Source organism: Psychrobacter sp. UBA3480 (genome assembly GCF_002377945.1).
GTDB lineage: Bacteria > Pseudomonadota > Gammaproteobacteria > Pseudomonadales > Moraxellaceae > Psychrobacter.
The window spans coordinates 1-17,151 of record NZ_DFQV01000015.1; the positions used below are offsets into that span (position 1 = coordinate 1).

A 17,151-nucleotide genomic window follows, 5' to 3' on the forward strand; every position below is an offset into this window, starting at 1 on the left:
TTGAGCACTTGGTTGTCTAGAGCCAGTTGAATAAATTGATGAGATGAAAATGTAGGGTCTTGAGGGCGTGTTACATGAGACATTATGACATTCCTATCAGCAAAAAGAGGGGGCAAAAAATTTGCATTATTGTACGCATTATTGATCAGCTTGACCAACCATTGATCTCATAATCCTGCATATTGGCATAGCGAGTCAACAAACCACTACGCGACGAGATATTAAAATAGCTCTGTCCATCTGCTCGGACTTGTATCTCCCAACCCAAATGATAAGCGGCAACAATAATATGACCAGCAAATAGTCGAATCTGACGATATGCGTGGCGCTGCGATGGCTCACAAACGATCTGACTCAGCAAATAGCTACGCACATGCTGACATATTTCTGCGGCGCTATAACTATGATTGATACTCTTACGGGTACTACATTGCTTTAGCACATGGACGGCCACGCTACATGCCATGATATCCGTGGCCAAACTGCCCTCGCCTGTCTCAAACTGCTGCGGCTGTAGTATCACTTGCCAATCGTCGGCATACAGACTGTTGAGTAGCTCATCAGGATTATAGCGTTTGGTCAATGCGCGCATAGATAATGCAGAATTTTGAGCTTTGCTGTCATTATCTGAATCGTTGTTTGACTCAATTCCTGTAGCGCTATGAGTAGGCAAAAACCCATAACGGTTCAGTTTTGGATAAGCGCGAATCGCCTGTTGAATATCTGACATATCTAACAACGTCATATCCGATAATGTCGATATTAGTGGCTGCTCACTATGATTTTGATAAAAGCTATCCGGCAATTCGATAAGCTGTGCCGCATTCAGCAATGATAAATGCTCAGCCAGTGCTTCTGAAGCAATCAGCGACCATTTCGATAAGCTGTCTGCATTGGGCTGATAGAACCGAGTCGAGTTACCGTAGAGCCTGCGCAGTTGACCATTCAGGCGACGAGCAGGCTCAGGAATATCACTCAATGGTCTGGCAGGGTCAAGAGGAGATTGTTTGGGATCAAAGTTAGGATGTACGATCGCAGGTTGCTGTGAATCAGCTAATATAGACGATTGCTCAGCCTTTTTTTGGACATGACCTTCTGCTAGCTGCCCGCTTTCTGTTGCCAGATTAGCATGAGACAAACGGTCATCAGAAGTAGAAGGCTGGGACATGAAATCTCCATAAAATATGAAACAAATAAAAACGATTATACCAAGGGCTATTTTACTCTTTAAGGCTTAACTCTAAAGGCTTACTCTTGATGATTTAAAATATCGCGGTAGCCTGTCTGCCAGTCAGCATAATCAAGCCAAGCTAACGGAATGTTGCTGTGCAAACGTTTTCCTGTCACTGAGGTTTTTGTATTATCAATAGTAGGAGGTGTCTCGCCAACCTGCTCACTGAGCCAAACCCCTAGCTCAAACGTAGTAACAGGTCGATAGTCCGTTGCTAGATAGACAGACTTTGGTGTCTCTATCGTCAACACTTTGGCGATGATATTGACCAAGTCGCAATCCATAATACGGTTGCTCCAATGCTCAGCTGGCACTGGATCTTTATTTGGCTCACGAGCCTTGCGTAGTCGCATTAAGCGCTCGCGACCGTAGATACCACTGGGGCGAATAATAATGGCTTTATCACCAAAGCCTTGTTGCAGCGCTTGTTCTGCTTGCAATATGAATTTCGAGGCTTCACGCGCAGGCGTAACAGGTACAGTATGCTCATCAATCCACTCACCATTGTCCTGACCATAGACACCAGTAGAAGAAATAAATACTACACGCTCAAGTTTGGCGAGCTGTGGAGTAAGCGCTGCCAAATGCTGACTAATCGCTAGATAACTGTTGTGATAACCGCTGGTCGAATACTCATCAGGGGTGACGATAATCGCAATATGAGTAAACGCTTGTAGCTGATCGACCGTCAGCGTCAATGCATCAGCCTGCAAAAAATCTGCGCTATCTACCAAATCATAGTGGTCGCGCTGACTACGAGCAAGCCCAGTCACACAATAGCCATCTTGGGCAAGTTTATTGGTCACTGGCAGGCCGATATCACCTTGTCCGATAATTAGTAAATTTTGCGTACTCATAAAGCATCTTTTCCTTTATACAACTTCCTTTATACAACCATTACAGCACTTAGAAGCCATTTTGTTTAAATTAACGCCTAAATCAGTGTCTAAAAATACCGTCTGTACGATAGCTGTATATTATCATTGGCATCGATACGTTCTTGCCATTCGTAATTGGCATTGATACGTAATGCCTGTTTTTCATCAATGTCGTATTGCAGCCCTAAGCTTGAGATTGGTTGCCAATAATGACCACGGACGTAGGTTTCATCGCTGCTGCCATGATACCAATATGGCAATTGCAATTCAGCTTGCGCGCGTAACTGATTGTTAATCTGATAACGGCAGCCAGCATTGATACCTGCGCCTAGACGAAAGCCTTTATTGATACCGCGTCCTACTTGCCCCGTACCTGCCAAAAACGTATAGCACAGTTGCGGCGGCATCTCACCAGTACCTGCAGCTGGTGTACCAAATGCCCATGACCAGCCTTTTTCGTAACCCACGCTACCGACCAAATGATCCGTACCTGCCTCTTGCGATCCATCGTTTACTCGCGTCGCCTCAATACTGGCGCCCCAAGTATTGCCTTTTTTGACAGCATTAACAGGGTTAAAAGAGCGGCCACGAATCAACGTGACGTTTTGCAAGACCACACTGTCTGGCTGATTGGGCTTACTGTCATCTGTGTCATACAATCGTAATGTCGCAGCCAGCCCTTCTAAATTAAAGAATTGTGGATACCCTGAGGCGTGGTCAAGCGTATCATGAAACCCCGCTCGAAACCCAATATCCATATAGTCATCATCGCCACGCTGCCCTATACCTATCGTACCCAGTTGTAGCGGATGCCTGTCTATCGGATTATTATCCGATACGTCGATTTGACGCTTGAGTAGTGTTTGCCCATCAGCTGACATGCTCGATACAGGATTGAGCTGCGCAGACTTGATCTCATTCACGGTTTGTTTAGCGCTATTATGATAGCCCAACTGCGCGCGCTGTTGTTTTTTCTCATTGAGCTGAGATTGACGTAAGGTATTATCAGCAGGCGTATAAATCGTACTTGCCAGCAACTGCTCATCATTTAATAGTTGAATCACATCAGAAGGCACGACTGCGTAAGACAATTGACTCAGTAGGTTTTGCTGCGGACGGACCACATCAATAAGACGTAGAATCTCAGAAGCACAATTGTCCGTGGTAAAGTAATACGGCATCTTCAATGCTTTGGTTTCCCAAACGTGGCGCATAATCTGCTGAACTTCCTTCGGCGTCAGACCCAACTGATATGTCCACGTATCCCGTTCATCGTCTTGCAGGTATTTCGCTAGCATCTCTGGATAAGGGTCAATTTCGATAGCGCTGTTGTAGCTACCAATCATTGACTTAGTAGCATAGATCGGGAAACTGTCGTTTGGATCACCGTCTACCGTGTAGTTCAGCGCATAAGCCTTATCGATTTGATTTGGGTCGGTGATGCTCGCTTTTGAGTCAATGCGTAACAGCGTATGAGCAAATGCAGAGAGCGGATTGTCCAAATACTCCTGCGCAAACATGATAGATAGCTGCTCAGGTGCAATGGTCTGCATCCATTCATCCAGCTCTGGACACTCAGCAGATAGACTTGCAGCATCGATCGCTAGCACCTCTGTCAACCATGCCACTCGCGCTGGAAAACGGCATAAGACAGAATTGTTATTGGTATCAGTTTTTGCTTGGTCATTATCAGTCGCCGATGATGACACCAACTCTTGTGCAAGTGCCGCGAGCATTGCATCCAACTCTGCACCTGAATCTCGTTGACCATTTTCACTTAAAAAAAAGCTCGGATCATCAACCAAACTCTCGGTTTTCTTTTTACCCAATACACTGTTTTTATCATCGTAAAAATATAATAAACGTCGCCATGTTGTATGCTGTGCCAACTTGTCTGCTTTTACTTGTTGCCGCCATGTTGATAGTAGCTGCTCTGTCGCTAAGCTTGATTCAGATAAAGTACTATTTTGAATATTAGGTTCAGCACTACTGATGCTACCCGACTCAGATAATGCATCTGAATTAGAATAAGTAGGTGCTGTGCTAGTAGGTGCTATGCTAGATGCCTCAGGTGACAATGTATCTGATTCAAGGACAGAGAGCGGCGTTGGTAAAAACGCCTGTGTTTGAGCCGAGAGCAATAACCCTGCTACAGCTAATGGCAGACGTGCTCGCAGGCCAATGGTCATTAGCGTACAATCGATAGGTATGGACGTCAGTTTTATAGACATGAGTTAAAATCTCGCACGTTATTATTCATACGCTATCAGCGTTATTAAAGTTTCTGGGTCAAAAAACCAAACACGTCGCCCACTATCGTTTAGCTATTTAGATAGATTATCTATCACACCATTATCAATACTAGTATAAAAAGAGAGTATTATGCCCGTATTATCACCAAACTCAGCATCTACCTCACCAATGTCCATCAAAGATGGTCTACTATCAGCAGCCACTTGGCTAGCCTCACCCAATTACAATGTAAGGCCAAAAGGTTTAAGTATTGACGCAATCGTCGTACACAATATCAGTCTACCACCGAATGAATTCGGTGCCTGCGACGCTAGTGGCACGCATTATGTAAAAGCATTATTTACCAATCAACTAGACTGGGATGCTCATCCTTATTTTCAAACAATCAAAGGTGCGGAAGTATCAGCGCACTTGTTTATCGAGCGTGATGGCGCTATCACTCAGTTTGTCAATTTCAACGAACGGGCGTGGCATGCTGGGCGGTCTAGCTATTTGGGTCGACCTGAATGTAATGATTATAGCATTGGCATCGAGCTTGAAGGGTCGGATTTTGTGTCCTTCACCTCTGCTCAATATGAGCAGCTAGCCGAAGTAATTGCCGCCATCTATAAGGCCTATCCCAAAACACGTCGCCACTTAACAGGCCATAGCGATATCGCGCCTGGGCGTAAGACTGACCCTGGTGATTATTTTGAATGGGCAAGGTTGCGTGAGAGTATCTCGAACTTATTAAAGCAGGAAGTGGTCTAATATGAATTACTGTATGGAGAATTTATGACTTGAATCGAGGTAGTTGATTCAGCAGTTAAGATTGGCTTGGGTGCATTTATAACAGGCATTATTGCTTTTGTACTGTCTACAACTCAGCATCGTAATGATCGCAAGAAGGCGAAAGTTGCACGTGAATTCGAGATGCTAAAAGAAGTGGCAGAAAAAACAGAGTCTTTCAATAACGTTGCTTTAAGGTATTGGTCATTATATTCTGATTGGCGTAGAAGGTTAATACTAGATAGCTCTGTTCCCAAATCAAACATTTTATTAGATGCTCAACATGATCTATTCAATAGCTTTAGTGAATTGACTACAGCAGAATCCTTATTATTGCTATTTGGTTATAGCGAAGCTTCAGTTTCACTAAGATTATATGGTGAAACAGTGATAGCCTTCAGAAAAAGAGTGGCATCTTTAGATATACCTTTTGATGAAAATGACGCAGCTAGCTACAGAGAATCTATGATTGATAAGCGGGCTCAGTTATTTCAAATACTAAACGAAATTTATAAAACGATCTAAGATAAGAAGTCTCATTTTTCCACATATCATATTCCACACTCAATCCATTTATCTCAATGGTGAAAGTGATATAATTCGTCAGTTTTTTATCCATATCACATCAGCACATAACTCAATCTCAATATACAACTTAGCAAGATAGGTTCTCATGGCAAAAAGTCGGTTATTTCGTTCAACCATGGTGGTCAGTAGTATGACCATGTTATCGCGTATTTTAGGTTTGGTACGTGATGTTGTATTGCTAGGGGTTTTTGGTGCAGGTGGTTTGATGGATGCCTTTTTGGTCGCCTTCAAAATCCCAAACTTCTTAAGACGACTATTTGCAGAAGGTGCGTTTAGCCAAGCGTTCGTGCCAGTACTGTCTGAATACAAAGAAAAGTACAGCTTACAGCAAGTGCAGATTTTGGTCAGTCGTACCTCGGGCGCATTATTGCTAGTATTATCGATGCTGACAGTGGTTGTCATCTTAATCGCACCTTGGGTAGTGACGTTGTTTGCCCCTGGGTTTGCCGATCAACCCAACAAGTTTGCCATTACCGCTGAGTTATTGCGTCTTACCTTTCCATATTTGCTATTCATCTCTATGACAGCCTTTGCCAGTGGTATTCTACAAAGCTACGGTCGTTTTGCAGCACCCGCCTTTGCGCCAGTGCTGTTGAATCTGTGTATGATTGGTGGTGCTCTTATTTTTGCGCCAATGTTTGATACACCCATCATGGCGCTTGGCTATGCCGTTGCTATCGCAGGTTTGCTACAGTTTTTGATTCAACTGCCGCAGCTCTGGCAACAAAAGCTGCTTGTCGCGCCAAAAATCGACTTCCAGCACGAAGGCGTTCGTCGAATTTTAAAATTGATGTTACCTGCTATCTTTGGTGTTTCTGTTACTCAGATTAATTTACTATTAAACACCATCTTTGCCTCGTTAATGATTGGCGGTTCCGTCTCTTGGCTCTACGCAGCTGAACGTATGAGCGAGCTGCCATTAGGTCTGATTGGCGTGGCGATTGGTACCGTCATATTACCAAGTCTGTCAAAAAGTGAAGCTCAAAAAGACGATGTCAGTTTTAAAAAGACCATCGACTGGGCAGCACGTCTTATCATCTTGGTCGGTGTGCCTGCCTCAGCCGCCCTATTTGTACTCGCAGATGTATTGATGCAAGCGCTGTTTTTACGTGGTGAGTTTACCTTACGTGATGCCCAAATGAGCTCACTGGCTCTACGTAGTATGGCAGGTGGTATCTTAGGATTTATGCTTATTAAAATCTTTGCTCCTGCATTCTTTGCGCGTCAAGACACCAGAACCCCTGTCAAAATCGGCATCATCTCTGTCATCGCCAATATGATCTTTAGTGTTATTTTTATCGGGATATTTTATTTCTTAGAGATACCGTTACATGGTGGTCTAGCATTGGCTACGACTGGCGCTGCTTTTGTAAACGCAGGCTTACTATATTACTTCTTACACAAGCGTGATATTTTCCGTTTCGGTCCGCATTGGAAAAAGTTATTTACGCAGTTTGCTATCTCGACTGGCTCTATGATTGGCGTGCTTTATTTTATGCTACCTTACTTTCCTACCGATCAGGCTCAGTGGCAGCGTATCGTCGCGCTGATTATTATGTGTGCTGTCGGAGCGCTGGTTTACGGTGTGGTATTGCTAGCGACAGGGTTCCGTCCGCGTCAGCTAAAGCACGGTTAGGACAAAGTATAAGCAAACTTATGGCAGGCTTACGAAACCAAAACAAGCCTGTTATGAGAAATGACAATGCGCGCTGCTAATAATTGTCATAATAGATCATTAATGAATAAATGACATTTGAGGTTTGATATGACAACGAAACAGCCAATCTTTCAGCGCTTACCAATTTTGCTAGCAACTGGTGTACTAAGCACTGGACTCCTTATTAGCGGTTGTAGCAATAATGAGTCGGCTGAAACTGCTATCGATAATGAAGATGTGGCAGCGACCGTGGATACCTCAGAAGACGTCACATTAGACAATGATACGACTGACCAAGCAATGACCAATGACAGTGCTAGCGAAACAGGTAAAACTACAGATAGCGCTGAAGACAAGACAGCGATTGATAGTGATAATCTTAATCCAGTCACTGAAGCGGCCGAACAAAAAAGCCTAGTGACCAATCCGACTCAAGCCGGTACGCCAGACGATACTGTCAAGCAAGCCCTAAACAGCTTATATTACGGTGACGTGAAGGATGCGGCGTCATATTACCAAGTTGATATGGCAAACTTCGAAGAAGAGCTTGCCAATACCCAGTCTGCGTTTCAGCAAACGGTGGATGGCGTTACGATTACTGATACCAAATACAACGATGATAAAACTCGTGCCACCATCACCGGCGAGCTGATGCTAAAAGGACAGAGCGAACCTGCACCACTGACCTACCAGCTACAGAAGATAGAAGGTCAATGGAAGATTTTGGGTTAGAGCGTTTTAAGTTAAATTGTTTCAGACGCTTTATCTGAGATATCGTCTGATGTCACTGATTTACCAAGCATCACAACATCAGCGATAAACCCTTCCATATCACAAACTTCGGGCATATAACCCCATTGCTCAAAGCCAAGCTTACGGAATAATCCTAAGCTTGGATGGTTGTGAGCAAAGACGAGGGCGATGATATTTCGAATACCTAGGCTTGGTGCTTGCGTCAACATCCAACGAGTCAGCAAACTGCCTAACCCTTTGCCTTGATAATCTTGATTTAGATAAATGCTAATCTCGGTACTAATGTGATAGGCCGTACGTGCGTACAAATCACTAAAACTGCCCCATGCGACTATTGGCGCCTTTGTCTGAGCTCCATCATCTGATGGTAGTACTTTGACCACATATATCGGTCTGGTTGTGCTATCCAAATGTTCATTAAACCAAGCAGCACGCTCCTCTAGCGTAACCAATGCAAGATTGGCTGTTGCTTGTTTGCCCGGTATGCTTTGATTATAAATGGCTAAGACTTCTGCTAAATCTTCTTTACTTGCACGCTGCACAACGAACTGATCGGTGAGCTGATATGTCGATAGTTCGGTTGGTATAGTATTTAAGGCAGCAGCAGACATAAGATCTCCATCGTTGTCGAGATTGTTGTTAGGATTGGTATTAGCATCATTGGCAATAAAGAATAGCCACCCTATGCGCCATAGTTGCATTACACGTAGACTATAGGATGTTAGTGTGGCTATTTTACTTTATAATGGCTGGTTTTAGACACATCAATTTTAAGCATAGATGTGTTTTTTCGTTTTTTATTTGGTCTCATCATAGCTGAAAACTTATGAAAACCTATTTTCTTGAGCAACTGATTTCGTCGCCACACACTTCATCTACGGACACTGTCCCAGTAGAGTTGGCATCTTGCGTGCTCACTATCGGCAATTTCGACGGTGTGCACCTTGGTCACCAAGCCATGCTAGCCCAAGTTCGTGAGATTGCACATACCCAAAACTTGGGTGCGGCGGTCATGATCTTTGAGCCGCAGCCACGCGAATTTTTTGCACCTGCTAAAGCGCCTGCGCGTCTGACGAATCTGGCAGAGAAGCAAGCACTGCTAGCAGAATATGGCGTTGAGGCGTTGATCGTAGCAGGTTTTGATACAGAATTTCGCTCGCTATCAGCACAAGCGTTTGCCGATATATTAGCCAAGCGTTTGAACGTAAAAGCATTGGTGCTGGGCGATGACTTTCGCTTCGGCCATGATCGTACTGGCGACAGTCAGTTTTTGCGTAGTTATGGTTTGGATGTGACCAACCTGCATACGGTTACTGATAGCGACAGTATTGATACGACCGATAACGACGCTGCCCGTATCAGCTCTACTCGTGTTCGTGACTTACTATTGGCAGGTGACCTTCAGGCGGCCAACAGATTACTTGGTCGTGACTATGCAATCACAGGAGTGGTTGTGCGCGGCGACCAGATAGGACGAACAATAGACTTCCCTACCGCAAATATCGATTTGCAACGAATAAAGCCTGCCCTGCATGGTATTTTTGCAGTCGATGTGGTGAGCTTAGATGATAATGGTAATGTAATAGCTGATGGCTTGACTGCGCTTGCCACCGATAGTCATACAGGTATTGCCGGATTGCGTCCGCATAGTTTGTTCGGCACGGCTAATATTGGCAAAAGACCTTCTGTTGATAAAGGTGATGACTGGCGACTAGAAATCCATTTTCCACAGTTACAAGCTGACTTATACGGATTGAACTTACACGTACGTTTCCTACACTTTTTGCATGGTGAGCGTCGCTATGATGGAATAGAAGCATTAAAAGCAGGTATTCATCAAGATGTCGCAGATTTACTTGAGTGGCGCGAAAAGCAAATTTGATGTTTAGTGTTAGTCCAGACATAAAAAACCCCGCGATATTAAGACTATCGCGGGGTTTTTTATAATATCGTTATAAACTTCTATGCGTCAGGATGTAAACGGACATTTAGCTCATCGATGGTTTCTACCCATGCTGCATCTTTTTGCCATTCTTCCTGCAGGAACATACGCTGATTATCCGTCCAAATACTAGCCTCTGTTAGTTTTTCTTCGCTATCTAATTGGTTTGCTGCGATAAAATTATCAATTGCCTCATCAGAGCTGTCGAGGCCTAACTGAGCAAATAACTCATTCATACTGTATTCTGGTTCACCCAACATAATTTTTCTCCTTAAATGGTACGAATATAGTCGTACTTATTGTTTAATGTGCTTATTATTCAAATTGACATATTCATTGTAACAAGCTTTATTTTAATAGCTGTTAATCAACGTTTATCTAACGTTATCAATTGTATTAACGGTAAATCGCTTTTACCAGTTTAAGAAAGAAACATAGGTTATTTTCACTTGCCTACTTCTCATAGACACAAAAAAGCCCTCATATTTCAGAGGGCTTTTTTATACTACTTATCTTTACTACTTAAATCATAGCTTACTGGATAGCAGCTTAGATTTACGGTAGTAAATGTGCTACTGCATCACGCTCTTCACTAAGCTCTTGCTCAGTGGCAGCCATTTTCTCTTTTGAGAAATCTGATGATACATCAACGCCGTCTACGATAGACCAGTCGCCGTTAGTGCATGTGCATGGGAATGAGTAGATCAAACCTTCAGCAATACCATATTCGCCGTTTGAGTAAACGCCCATAGATACCCAATCGTTTTCATCAGTACCTAGCGCCCACGTACGCATGTGTGCGATAGCAGCGTTGGCAGCAGAAGCGGCAGATGATGCACCGCGAGCTTTAATGATCGCAGCACCGCGCTGTTGTACTTCTGGGATATAAGTCGCTTCGTACCATTCACGATCAACTAAATCTAGCGCAGGCTTGCCGTTTACTGTACAAGCGGTTAGATCTGGATACTGAGTTGACGAATGGTTGCCCCAGATGATCATTTTCTTCACGTCATTTACAGTGCTGTCAGTCTTGCCAGCCAACTGTGCCATAGCACGGTTATGGTCTAGACGAGTCATTGCAGTGAAGTTGCGTGGATCAAGATCTGGTGCATTACGCTGAGCGATAAGTGCGTTCGTGTTGGCAGGGTTACCGACTACCAATACTTTTACATCACGGCTAGCGACTTCGTTCAATGCTTTACCTTGTGCTGAGAAAATCGCAGCGTTGGCTTCTAGCAAATCTTTACGCTCCATACCTGGGCCACGAGGACGTGCACCAACCAGTAAAGCATAATCGATATCTTTGAATGCGACGTTAGCATCGTCAGTTTGGACGATACCAGCCAACAATGGGAATGCACAGTCTTCTAGTTCCATGACCACACCCTTTAGGGCGTCAAGAGCTGGCGTAATTTCAAGTAATTGCAAAATAACTGGCTGATCTTTACCTAGCATCTCGCCAGATGCAATACGAAATAGCATCGCGTAGCTGATATTACCAGCGGCACCAGTGACGGCAACACGTAAAGGCTGTTTCATTGACATTGAATACTCCCTAATTAATTATTAGATAATTCTAATGAACGATTATCATTTTAGATATCGACTTGTTTGCCGCATAGCAGCATGTATAAACCGAGAGCTAGTGTAGCACTTCATCGCAGTGACCGTCTAGATACAGTCATAGACCCGTCAGGGATTATATTGTTACATTTTATACGAGAGGATTTTTGTAGAGGCTAAGCGCTTACGAATAAAGTGCTAGAGAGCTTTATCACATGATAACTAAAGCACATTTTCACTATGTTATGCGTAGATATAATGGTCAAAACAGGCAATTTGTACTATTAAATTCGACTAAGTGAAATGAAAAACAGTATCAAAAAAGAAGTTTAAGCAGATAACTAAGTAAAGGCTATCGCCCGCCTGAAATGATAAATTTACTGCCACAGCTGTCTACAACGTCATGACAAGTGCCAAAGTCACTACCTTCATAACACACGTGTATATCAGTGAGTATCGATTGGCGACGGCTGCCTTCTTGACAGATGAGGTCCACGCTATTGGAAGACATACCACTATTAAGACGGGTCATTTGACTGACAAACCGTGATTTGGAAACGGTATAACTATTACCCGTATTTAGCTCATTCGGTAATTTCAATCCACCTGCATAGTTAGTAATCTGCCGAAAGTAACTGCTGGCGCTAAGCGGACTACAGGCTCCGTAACGTTGCCACGTCTGGCTACGTACCGTTGTGTCAGGCATGATGCGGTTAACGACTTTTAGTTGTAGCGGGGTAAGGCGTGGCTCACTACCGCGACCGCAGCGCTCACCATATCCCATGTCCAGACCAGATACGGTCAATGAATACCCTTCTAAACACTGACGCATACGTGCCCGCGTTGGCTGCATATTACATAATGCTGGGGTCATCTCAATCATCAGTACACGCTGACCAGTCTTAACCGTGCTAGCTGCCTGTGCTGGTAGCAGTATAACGCCTTGTATAAGCAGTAAAGCGCCGAAGCTCAATGTCGCTTTGATACTACCTACACGGTGTTTGCTAGCCAACTCTGCACGCAATCGCATCATAGAGTTAGCAGCCTTGTTGCTCAGGTTTGTATCTGTCTTTGTATTTGCCTTCGATAAAAAGCATATCCGATTAGATAACGAATATTTGGTTTTTGACGACGTAGACAGACTAAAATATTTTTTGATCATAGGACTGAAGGCAGTTAGTTAGCAATGATAAGACATAGGCTATAACTTAAATCATTAGACGCGATACATAAAACACGCATTGACCTAAGAACAAGACTGAAAAATAGGGTTTCCCATTAAGGCAATGGTAACAAAACGTTTTTTTTAATCTATAGCAAAAACGTAAACGTTGACGACATCGTCAGGAATCTCGATAAATGTTGATAAAGTACTGAAGGATAAAGACTGTGAAATTTACCTTGGCCAGATTAGTGCTGCCTGAGCAAATTAGCAGATAAAAATAAACCACTAACAATGAATCATTAGTGGTTTATCAAATGCAAGTTCAGTGATCAAAATCCAGCTGGCACCGTACCCATACGCTGAGTAATCGGCTGACCACGACCCAACAGACTGCTATAAATAGTGGCGTTTTCCATTACGTGTTTGACATAGTTACGTGTCTCAGGAAATGCAATCGACTCTACATATTGATCTGCGGCCAGTGAACCATAAACTGGCTGCCAGCGTTTGGCGTTATTAGGACCAGCGTTATAGCCTGCGGTTGCCAGTACTGGCTGATAATTGAGTTTGCCCAAGATATCACCCATATACCACGTACCATAGCGGATATTGGTATCACCACTGTTGGCACGGCTCGCACTATACGTCTCGCCTAGGTTGCGAGCGATATATTTTGCGGTATCAGGCATGACTTGCATTAATCCACTCGCGCCTACGTTTGAGCGCGCAGAAGATACGAAACGGCTTTCTTGACGCATGATACCGTACGCCCATGCTGGATCAATACCTGCTGACTCACTATAACGCACAACTGCGCTTTGATGCGGCATCGGATGCGAAAGTGCTAAGCTATCCACTCTATCAGTATTATCAACGGCATAAATCGCTCGATCGAGCCAACCCATATCATAGGCTTGACGAGCAGCGGCAATAATTAAATTGTCATCACGATTATCACGAGCTTGCTTCACCGCCCAGTTCCACTCGCGATTGGCATAAGCACGACTAGCCTCAGAGTTGTATAGCGCAAACGCACGAGCGAAGTTAGCGTCTTGCATGACACGCGCGCGGTCAGCAGTACTAACATTAGGCAAATTACTACCACCTAAACGGCTGGCATCGAAACGCTGCCCTATTTTATCTTTTGCCATCAAACCATAGTAGTCATTACTCTTTGCTAGGTTCTGATACATTTTTTTGGACGTATTACGCTTGCTACTATCGCTTGACTGCTCATACGCACGAGCTAGCCAATACTGCCACTGGGCTTCTTTTTGCGTTTCGCCATCCATTTTTGAGATAGCTTCTACCACATCATCCCAACGACCGAAGCGAATCGCCGCCATAGCGTAATCTTCAGCTTCTTCAAAATTAAAGTCATTGTCCAAACTATTGCGGAACCAATCGACTGCTTCAGCGTTAAACCCATCGTCAGTGTTGTGATTCATACGCTGTACGCCAAGCGTACGATAAGCATAGCGTCGGGTTTCGTCATTCAACAATCTGACCGCGCGCTGATTGTCTTGTTTGATATCAAAGTCTAACTGTAGCGCCGCCTCACGATAAGACTTATCAGCCATACGGCCGATTGCATACATATATAGGTATTGATTGGTTTGGCTTGCAGGCTCACGACCAAAACGGCTAAAGAAAGAAGACGGATTTAGCTGAATTTCACTGAGCGCCGAATAAGCAATTGGCGTACCAAGACGTGAGGACAATGCCATAATATCACCAGTCTTGCCTTTACGTAGCATACGCTTGAGACGATCCGCACGATCTTGATTACTAATTAGCGCGTTGTTGTTCATCTCCATCGCTAGCTGATCGCACAATGCTGGTTGCTTTTTGGTGGTCAGCCACACATCAGATTTGGCTGCCATAGCACGCATGGTGTCACCACCATTATTGAACCCAAGCGCAACCGCACAGCGCTCACTGGCATCCGCATTGGTAATCAAATTGGCTACCTGTCTAACCGAGGCATAATCATTCGACCCCGCTTTGGTCTCCGCAAAATCAGCCACCAATTTCTCAGCCATAACCGTATCTGGATACTGACGCACAAACTGCGAGACAGCTGCTGAACTCTGTGAATTGAGGTCTATATTCATACGCCAATAAGTGGGATACATCGCAAACAAGCCGCCACTCATGACCTGCTCATAATTATAGAGCGCACTCACATCACCACGATCTGCGGCGATAGCGGCTGCCATAAATGAGTCAATACTACTGTCTTTCTGATAATCTTGTTGATAGTTACTTTCTTGTTGGTAGCTTTCCTCATCGCCCCATGTCAACTCGGCACAAGCGACTTGTGACACACCAAGTGCACTTACCGCTGTTGCCACGCTCAACGCGCTCAACCGTAGCGTACCTACTGTAATTCGCTTTGACGCGTGTTTTTGACTGATAGACTTTTCATCCTTGATGCTATGCGCAACACGCAACTTTGTCATACTGACTCTCTTTATGATATCTCTATAAACATGTGAATAACGGTTCGCTAAGTACCGCCAAGGGTATAGCAATCATCATACTATACTCATTGTGCTTTCAACTATCTCCTTTACCTTTTGTTAATAAATAGGACAGCACGGTGTAACATAGAAGTGATAACGAGCCGCAGTTTTTATGAATAGTAATATGAACGACAGTAAATAATTGATACTGCTATGAATTATTTATCATATTGATACCCCATCGCTCGTGCTAATTTTTCACATTGGCACAGGGTTGTGATAAAATACGCCACCTGTTAATCGGCTACTCCGCTATATTTTTGGTCAATCATGGACTTATCCTTATGAGTGTTACTGTATTCAATCCCCGCATCGATGACGATGCTGTTGCTGAGACGACTGTCACCGCACGTGCTGTCACTGCACTCAAAGAAGCAAGTTCAGCCCAAGCGCCTGTCGAAAAAGTAGCGACAAAAAAGGTCTTTGTCACGACCCAAGGCTGTCAGATGAATGTCTATGACTCTGGCAAAATGCTAGACGTGCTAGGCGATTCACATGGTATGGAAGTGACCCATGATATCGATGAGGCCGACGTACTACTGATGAACACCTGCTCTATCCGCGAAAAAGCACAAGAAAAAGTCTTTTCAGAATTGGGTCGCTGGCGCAAACTAAAGGAAAAACGCCCTGACCTCGTCATTGGCGTCGGTGGTTGTGTGGCCTCACAAGAAGGCGATAACATTCAAAAGCGTGCGCCTTATGTCGACATGGTATTTGGCCCACAAACCTTGCATCGCCTACCAGAGCTATACGATCAATCAAATGAACAACGTGAAATCGCGCCTAAAAACCGTATTGGTACGATTGATGTGTCATTCCCTAGCATTGAGAAGTTTGACTTTTTGCCAGAGCCAAGAGTAGAAGGCTATAAAGCCTTTGTCTCTATCATGGAAGGCTGCTCAAAATATTGCTCATTCTGCGTGGTACCTTATACGCGCGGCGAAGAGTTATCCCGTCCACTTGATGACGTATTGGCAGAGATTGACAGCCTTGCCGCTCAAGGTATCCGTGAAATCAACCTGTTGGGTCAAAACGTAAACGGTTATCGCGGTGAAAAAGACGACGGCAGCATTTGCCGTTTCGCTGAGCTGTTGCACTATGTCTCGCATGTCGATGGTGTCGAGCGTATTCGCTATACGACCAGCCATCCGCTAGAGTTCACTGATGACATCATTGATGCGTATGCACAATTGCCAGAGCTGGTATCGCACTTACATCTACCGGTTCAAAGTGGTTCAAACGCTATCTTGGCAGCGATGAAGCGCAACCATACGATCGACGTTTACATCAATCAAATTAATAAGCTAAAAGCCATTCGTCCAGATATTCACTTGTCGAGCGACTTTATCATTGGCTTCCCTGGTGAAACTGATCAAGACTTCCAAGATACCTTGAACTTGGCAAAAGAGTTGAACTTCGATCACTCTTACAGCTTTATCTACTCTAAGCGCCCAGGCACGCCAGCCGCTGAGTTGCCAGATGATGTAAGTTTCAAAACTAAAAAAGAGCGCTTGGCAGAATTCCAAAAAGTCATCATTGATTCGACACTTGCGAAAACACATGAGATGGTCGGCACTACGACTCGTGTCTTGGTTGAACAAGTTGCCAATCGTCATCCTGACTGCTTAATCGGTACTGCAGATAACACCCGTACCGTCATGTTCCCTCATGATGTCGAAAAAATGGATGAGATGTTGGGTAAACTCGTGAGTGTACGTATTACTGATTTCGTCAGCCCGCACATGGTCAAAGGTGAGCTGATCGAAGTATTGGCATAGTGGTTAAGGTAACAATGGTTAAGTTATAAGTTTGAGTAAGAATAAGAATA

Annotated in this window: 14 protein-coding genes; 6 read left to right on the forward strand and 8 right to left on the reverse strand. The window is 44.1% G+C overall.

Annotation, left to right across the window (positions count from 1 at the left end; genetic code table 11):
- Positions 1–145: 145 nt before the first annotated feature.
- From B2863_RS05325 to B2863_RS05335, 3 genes are all read right to left on the reverse strand, one after another.
- Positions 146–1,168, reverse strand: a complete 1,023-nt coding sequence (locus B2863_RS05325; RefSeq protein WP_296208037.1) for a hypothetical protein — start codon at positions 1,166–1,168, stop codon at positions 146–148.
- 80 nt (positions 1,169–1,248) lie between these two features.
- Positions 1,249–2,088, reverse strand: coding sequence for an SDR family oxidoreductase (locus B2863_RS05330; protein ID WP_296208038.1), 840 nt, complete (start codon positions 2,086–2,088; stop codon positions 1,249–1,251).
- A gap of 89 nt (positions 2,089–2,177) precedes the next feature.
- Entirely contained in the window at positions 2,178–4,340 is a 2,163-nt protein-coding gene (locus B2863_RS05335) for a DUF4105 domain-containing protein (RefSeq protein ID WP_296208039.1), read from the reverse strand.
- Between the two features lie 151 nt (positions 4,341–4,491).
- Between B2863_RS05335 and ampD the strand changes: the two genes are divergently transcribed.
- From ampD to B2863_RS05355, 4 genes are all read left to right on the forward strand, one after another.
- Positions 4,492–5,112 carry a 1,6-anhydro-N-acetylmuramyl-L-alanine amidase AmpD gene (gene ampD / locus B2863_RS05340; protein ID WP_414706890.1) on the forward strand — a complete coding sequence of 207 codons (621 nt, stop codon included), beginning with the start codon at positions 4,492–4,494 and terminating at the stop codon, positions 5,110–5,112.
- 66 nt (positions 5,113–5,178) lie between these two features.
- Positions 5,179–5,655 carry a hypothetical protein gene (locus B2863_RS05345; RefSeq protein ID WP_296208040.1) on the forward strand — a complete coding sequence of 159 codons (477 nt, stop codon included), beginning with the start codon at positions 5,179–5,181 and terminating at the stop codon, positions 5,653–5,655.
- A 148-nt stretch (positions 5,656–5,803) separates the two neighbouring features.
- On the forward strand, positions 5,804–7,354 hold the full coding sequence (murJ, locus tag B2863_RS05350) for a murein biosynthesis integral membrane protein MurJ (RefSeq protein WP_057761456.1): 1,551 nt from the start codon (positions 5,804–5,806) through the stop codon (positions 7,352–7,354).
- Positions 7,355–7,483: 129 nt separating this feature from the next.
- Entirely contained in the window at positions 7,484–8,107 is a 624-nt protein-coding gene (locus tag B2863_RS05355) for a hypothetical protein (RefSeq protein WP_296208043.1), read from the forward strand.
- Positions 8,108–8,118: 11 nt separating this feature from the next.
- On the opposite strand, the gene B2863_RS05360 is transcribed toward B2863_RS05355, so the two are convergent.
- Positions 8,119–8,829, reverse strand: a complete 711-nt coding sequence (locus B2863_RS05360; RefSeq protein ID WP_296208045.1) for a GNAT family N-acetyltransferase — start codon at positions 8,827–8,829, stop codon at positions 8,119–8,121.
- Positions 8,830–8,954: 125 nt separating this feature from the next.
- Here B2863_RS05360 and ribF point away from each other — a divergent pair, with 125 nt between their 5' ends.
- On the forward strand, positions 8,955–10,010 hold the full coding sequence (ribF, locus tag B2863_RS05365) for a bifunctional riboflavin kinase/FAD synthetase (RefSeq protein ID WP_296208047.1): 1,056 nt from the start codon (positions 8,955–8,957) through the stop codon (positions 10,008–10,010).
- Between the two features lie 80 nt (positions 10,011–10,090).
- On the opposite strand, the gene B2863_RS05370 is transcribed toward ribF, so the two are convergent.
- The 4 genes from B2863_RS05370 to B2863_RS05385 all read right to left on the reverse strand — a co-directional run bounded on the left by B2863_RS05370 (position 10,091) and on the right by B2863_RS05385 (position 15,260).
- Positions 10,091–10,330, reverse strand: a complete 240-nt coding sequence (locus B2863_RS05370) for a DUF2789 family protein (RefSeq protein ID WP_296208048.1) — start codon at positions 10,328–10,330, stop codon at positions 10,091–10,093.
- Positions 10,331–10,625: 295 nt separating this feature from the next.
- Positions 10,626–11,609 (reverse strand): malate dehydrogenase, encoded by a 984-nt coding sequence (locus B2863_RS05375; protein WP_101205831.1) that lies wholly within the window; start codon positions 11,607–11,609, stop codon positions 10,626–10,628.
- A gap of 376 nt (positions 11,610–11,985) precedes the next feature.
- Positions 11,986–12,666, reverse strand: coding sequence for a hypothetical protein (locus B2863_RS05380; protein ID WP_296208049.1), 681 nt, complete (start codon positions 12,664–12,666; stop codon positions 11,986–11,988).
- 461 nt (positions 12,667–13,127) lie between these two features.
- Positions 13,128–15,260, reverse strand: coding sequence for a lytic transglycosylase domain-containing protein (locus tag B2863_RS05385; RefSeq protein ID WP_296208050.1), 2,133 nt, complete (start codon positions 15,258–15,260; stop codon positions 13,128–13,130).
- Between the two features lie 347 nt (positions 15,261–15,607).
- Here B2863_RS05385 and miaB point away from each other — a divergent pair, with 347 nt between their 5' ends.
- Positions 15,608–17,101, forward strand: coding sequence for a tRNA (N6-isopentenyl adenosine(37)-C2)-methylthiotransferase MiaB (miaB, locus tag B2863_RS05390; RefSeq protein WP_296208052.1), 1,494 nt, complete (start codon positions 15,608–15,610; stop codon positions 17,099–17,101).
- Positions 17,102–17,151 lie beyond the last annotated feature (50 nt).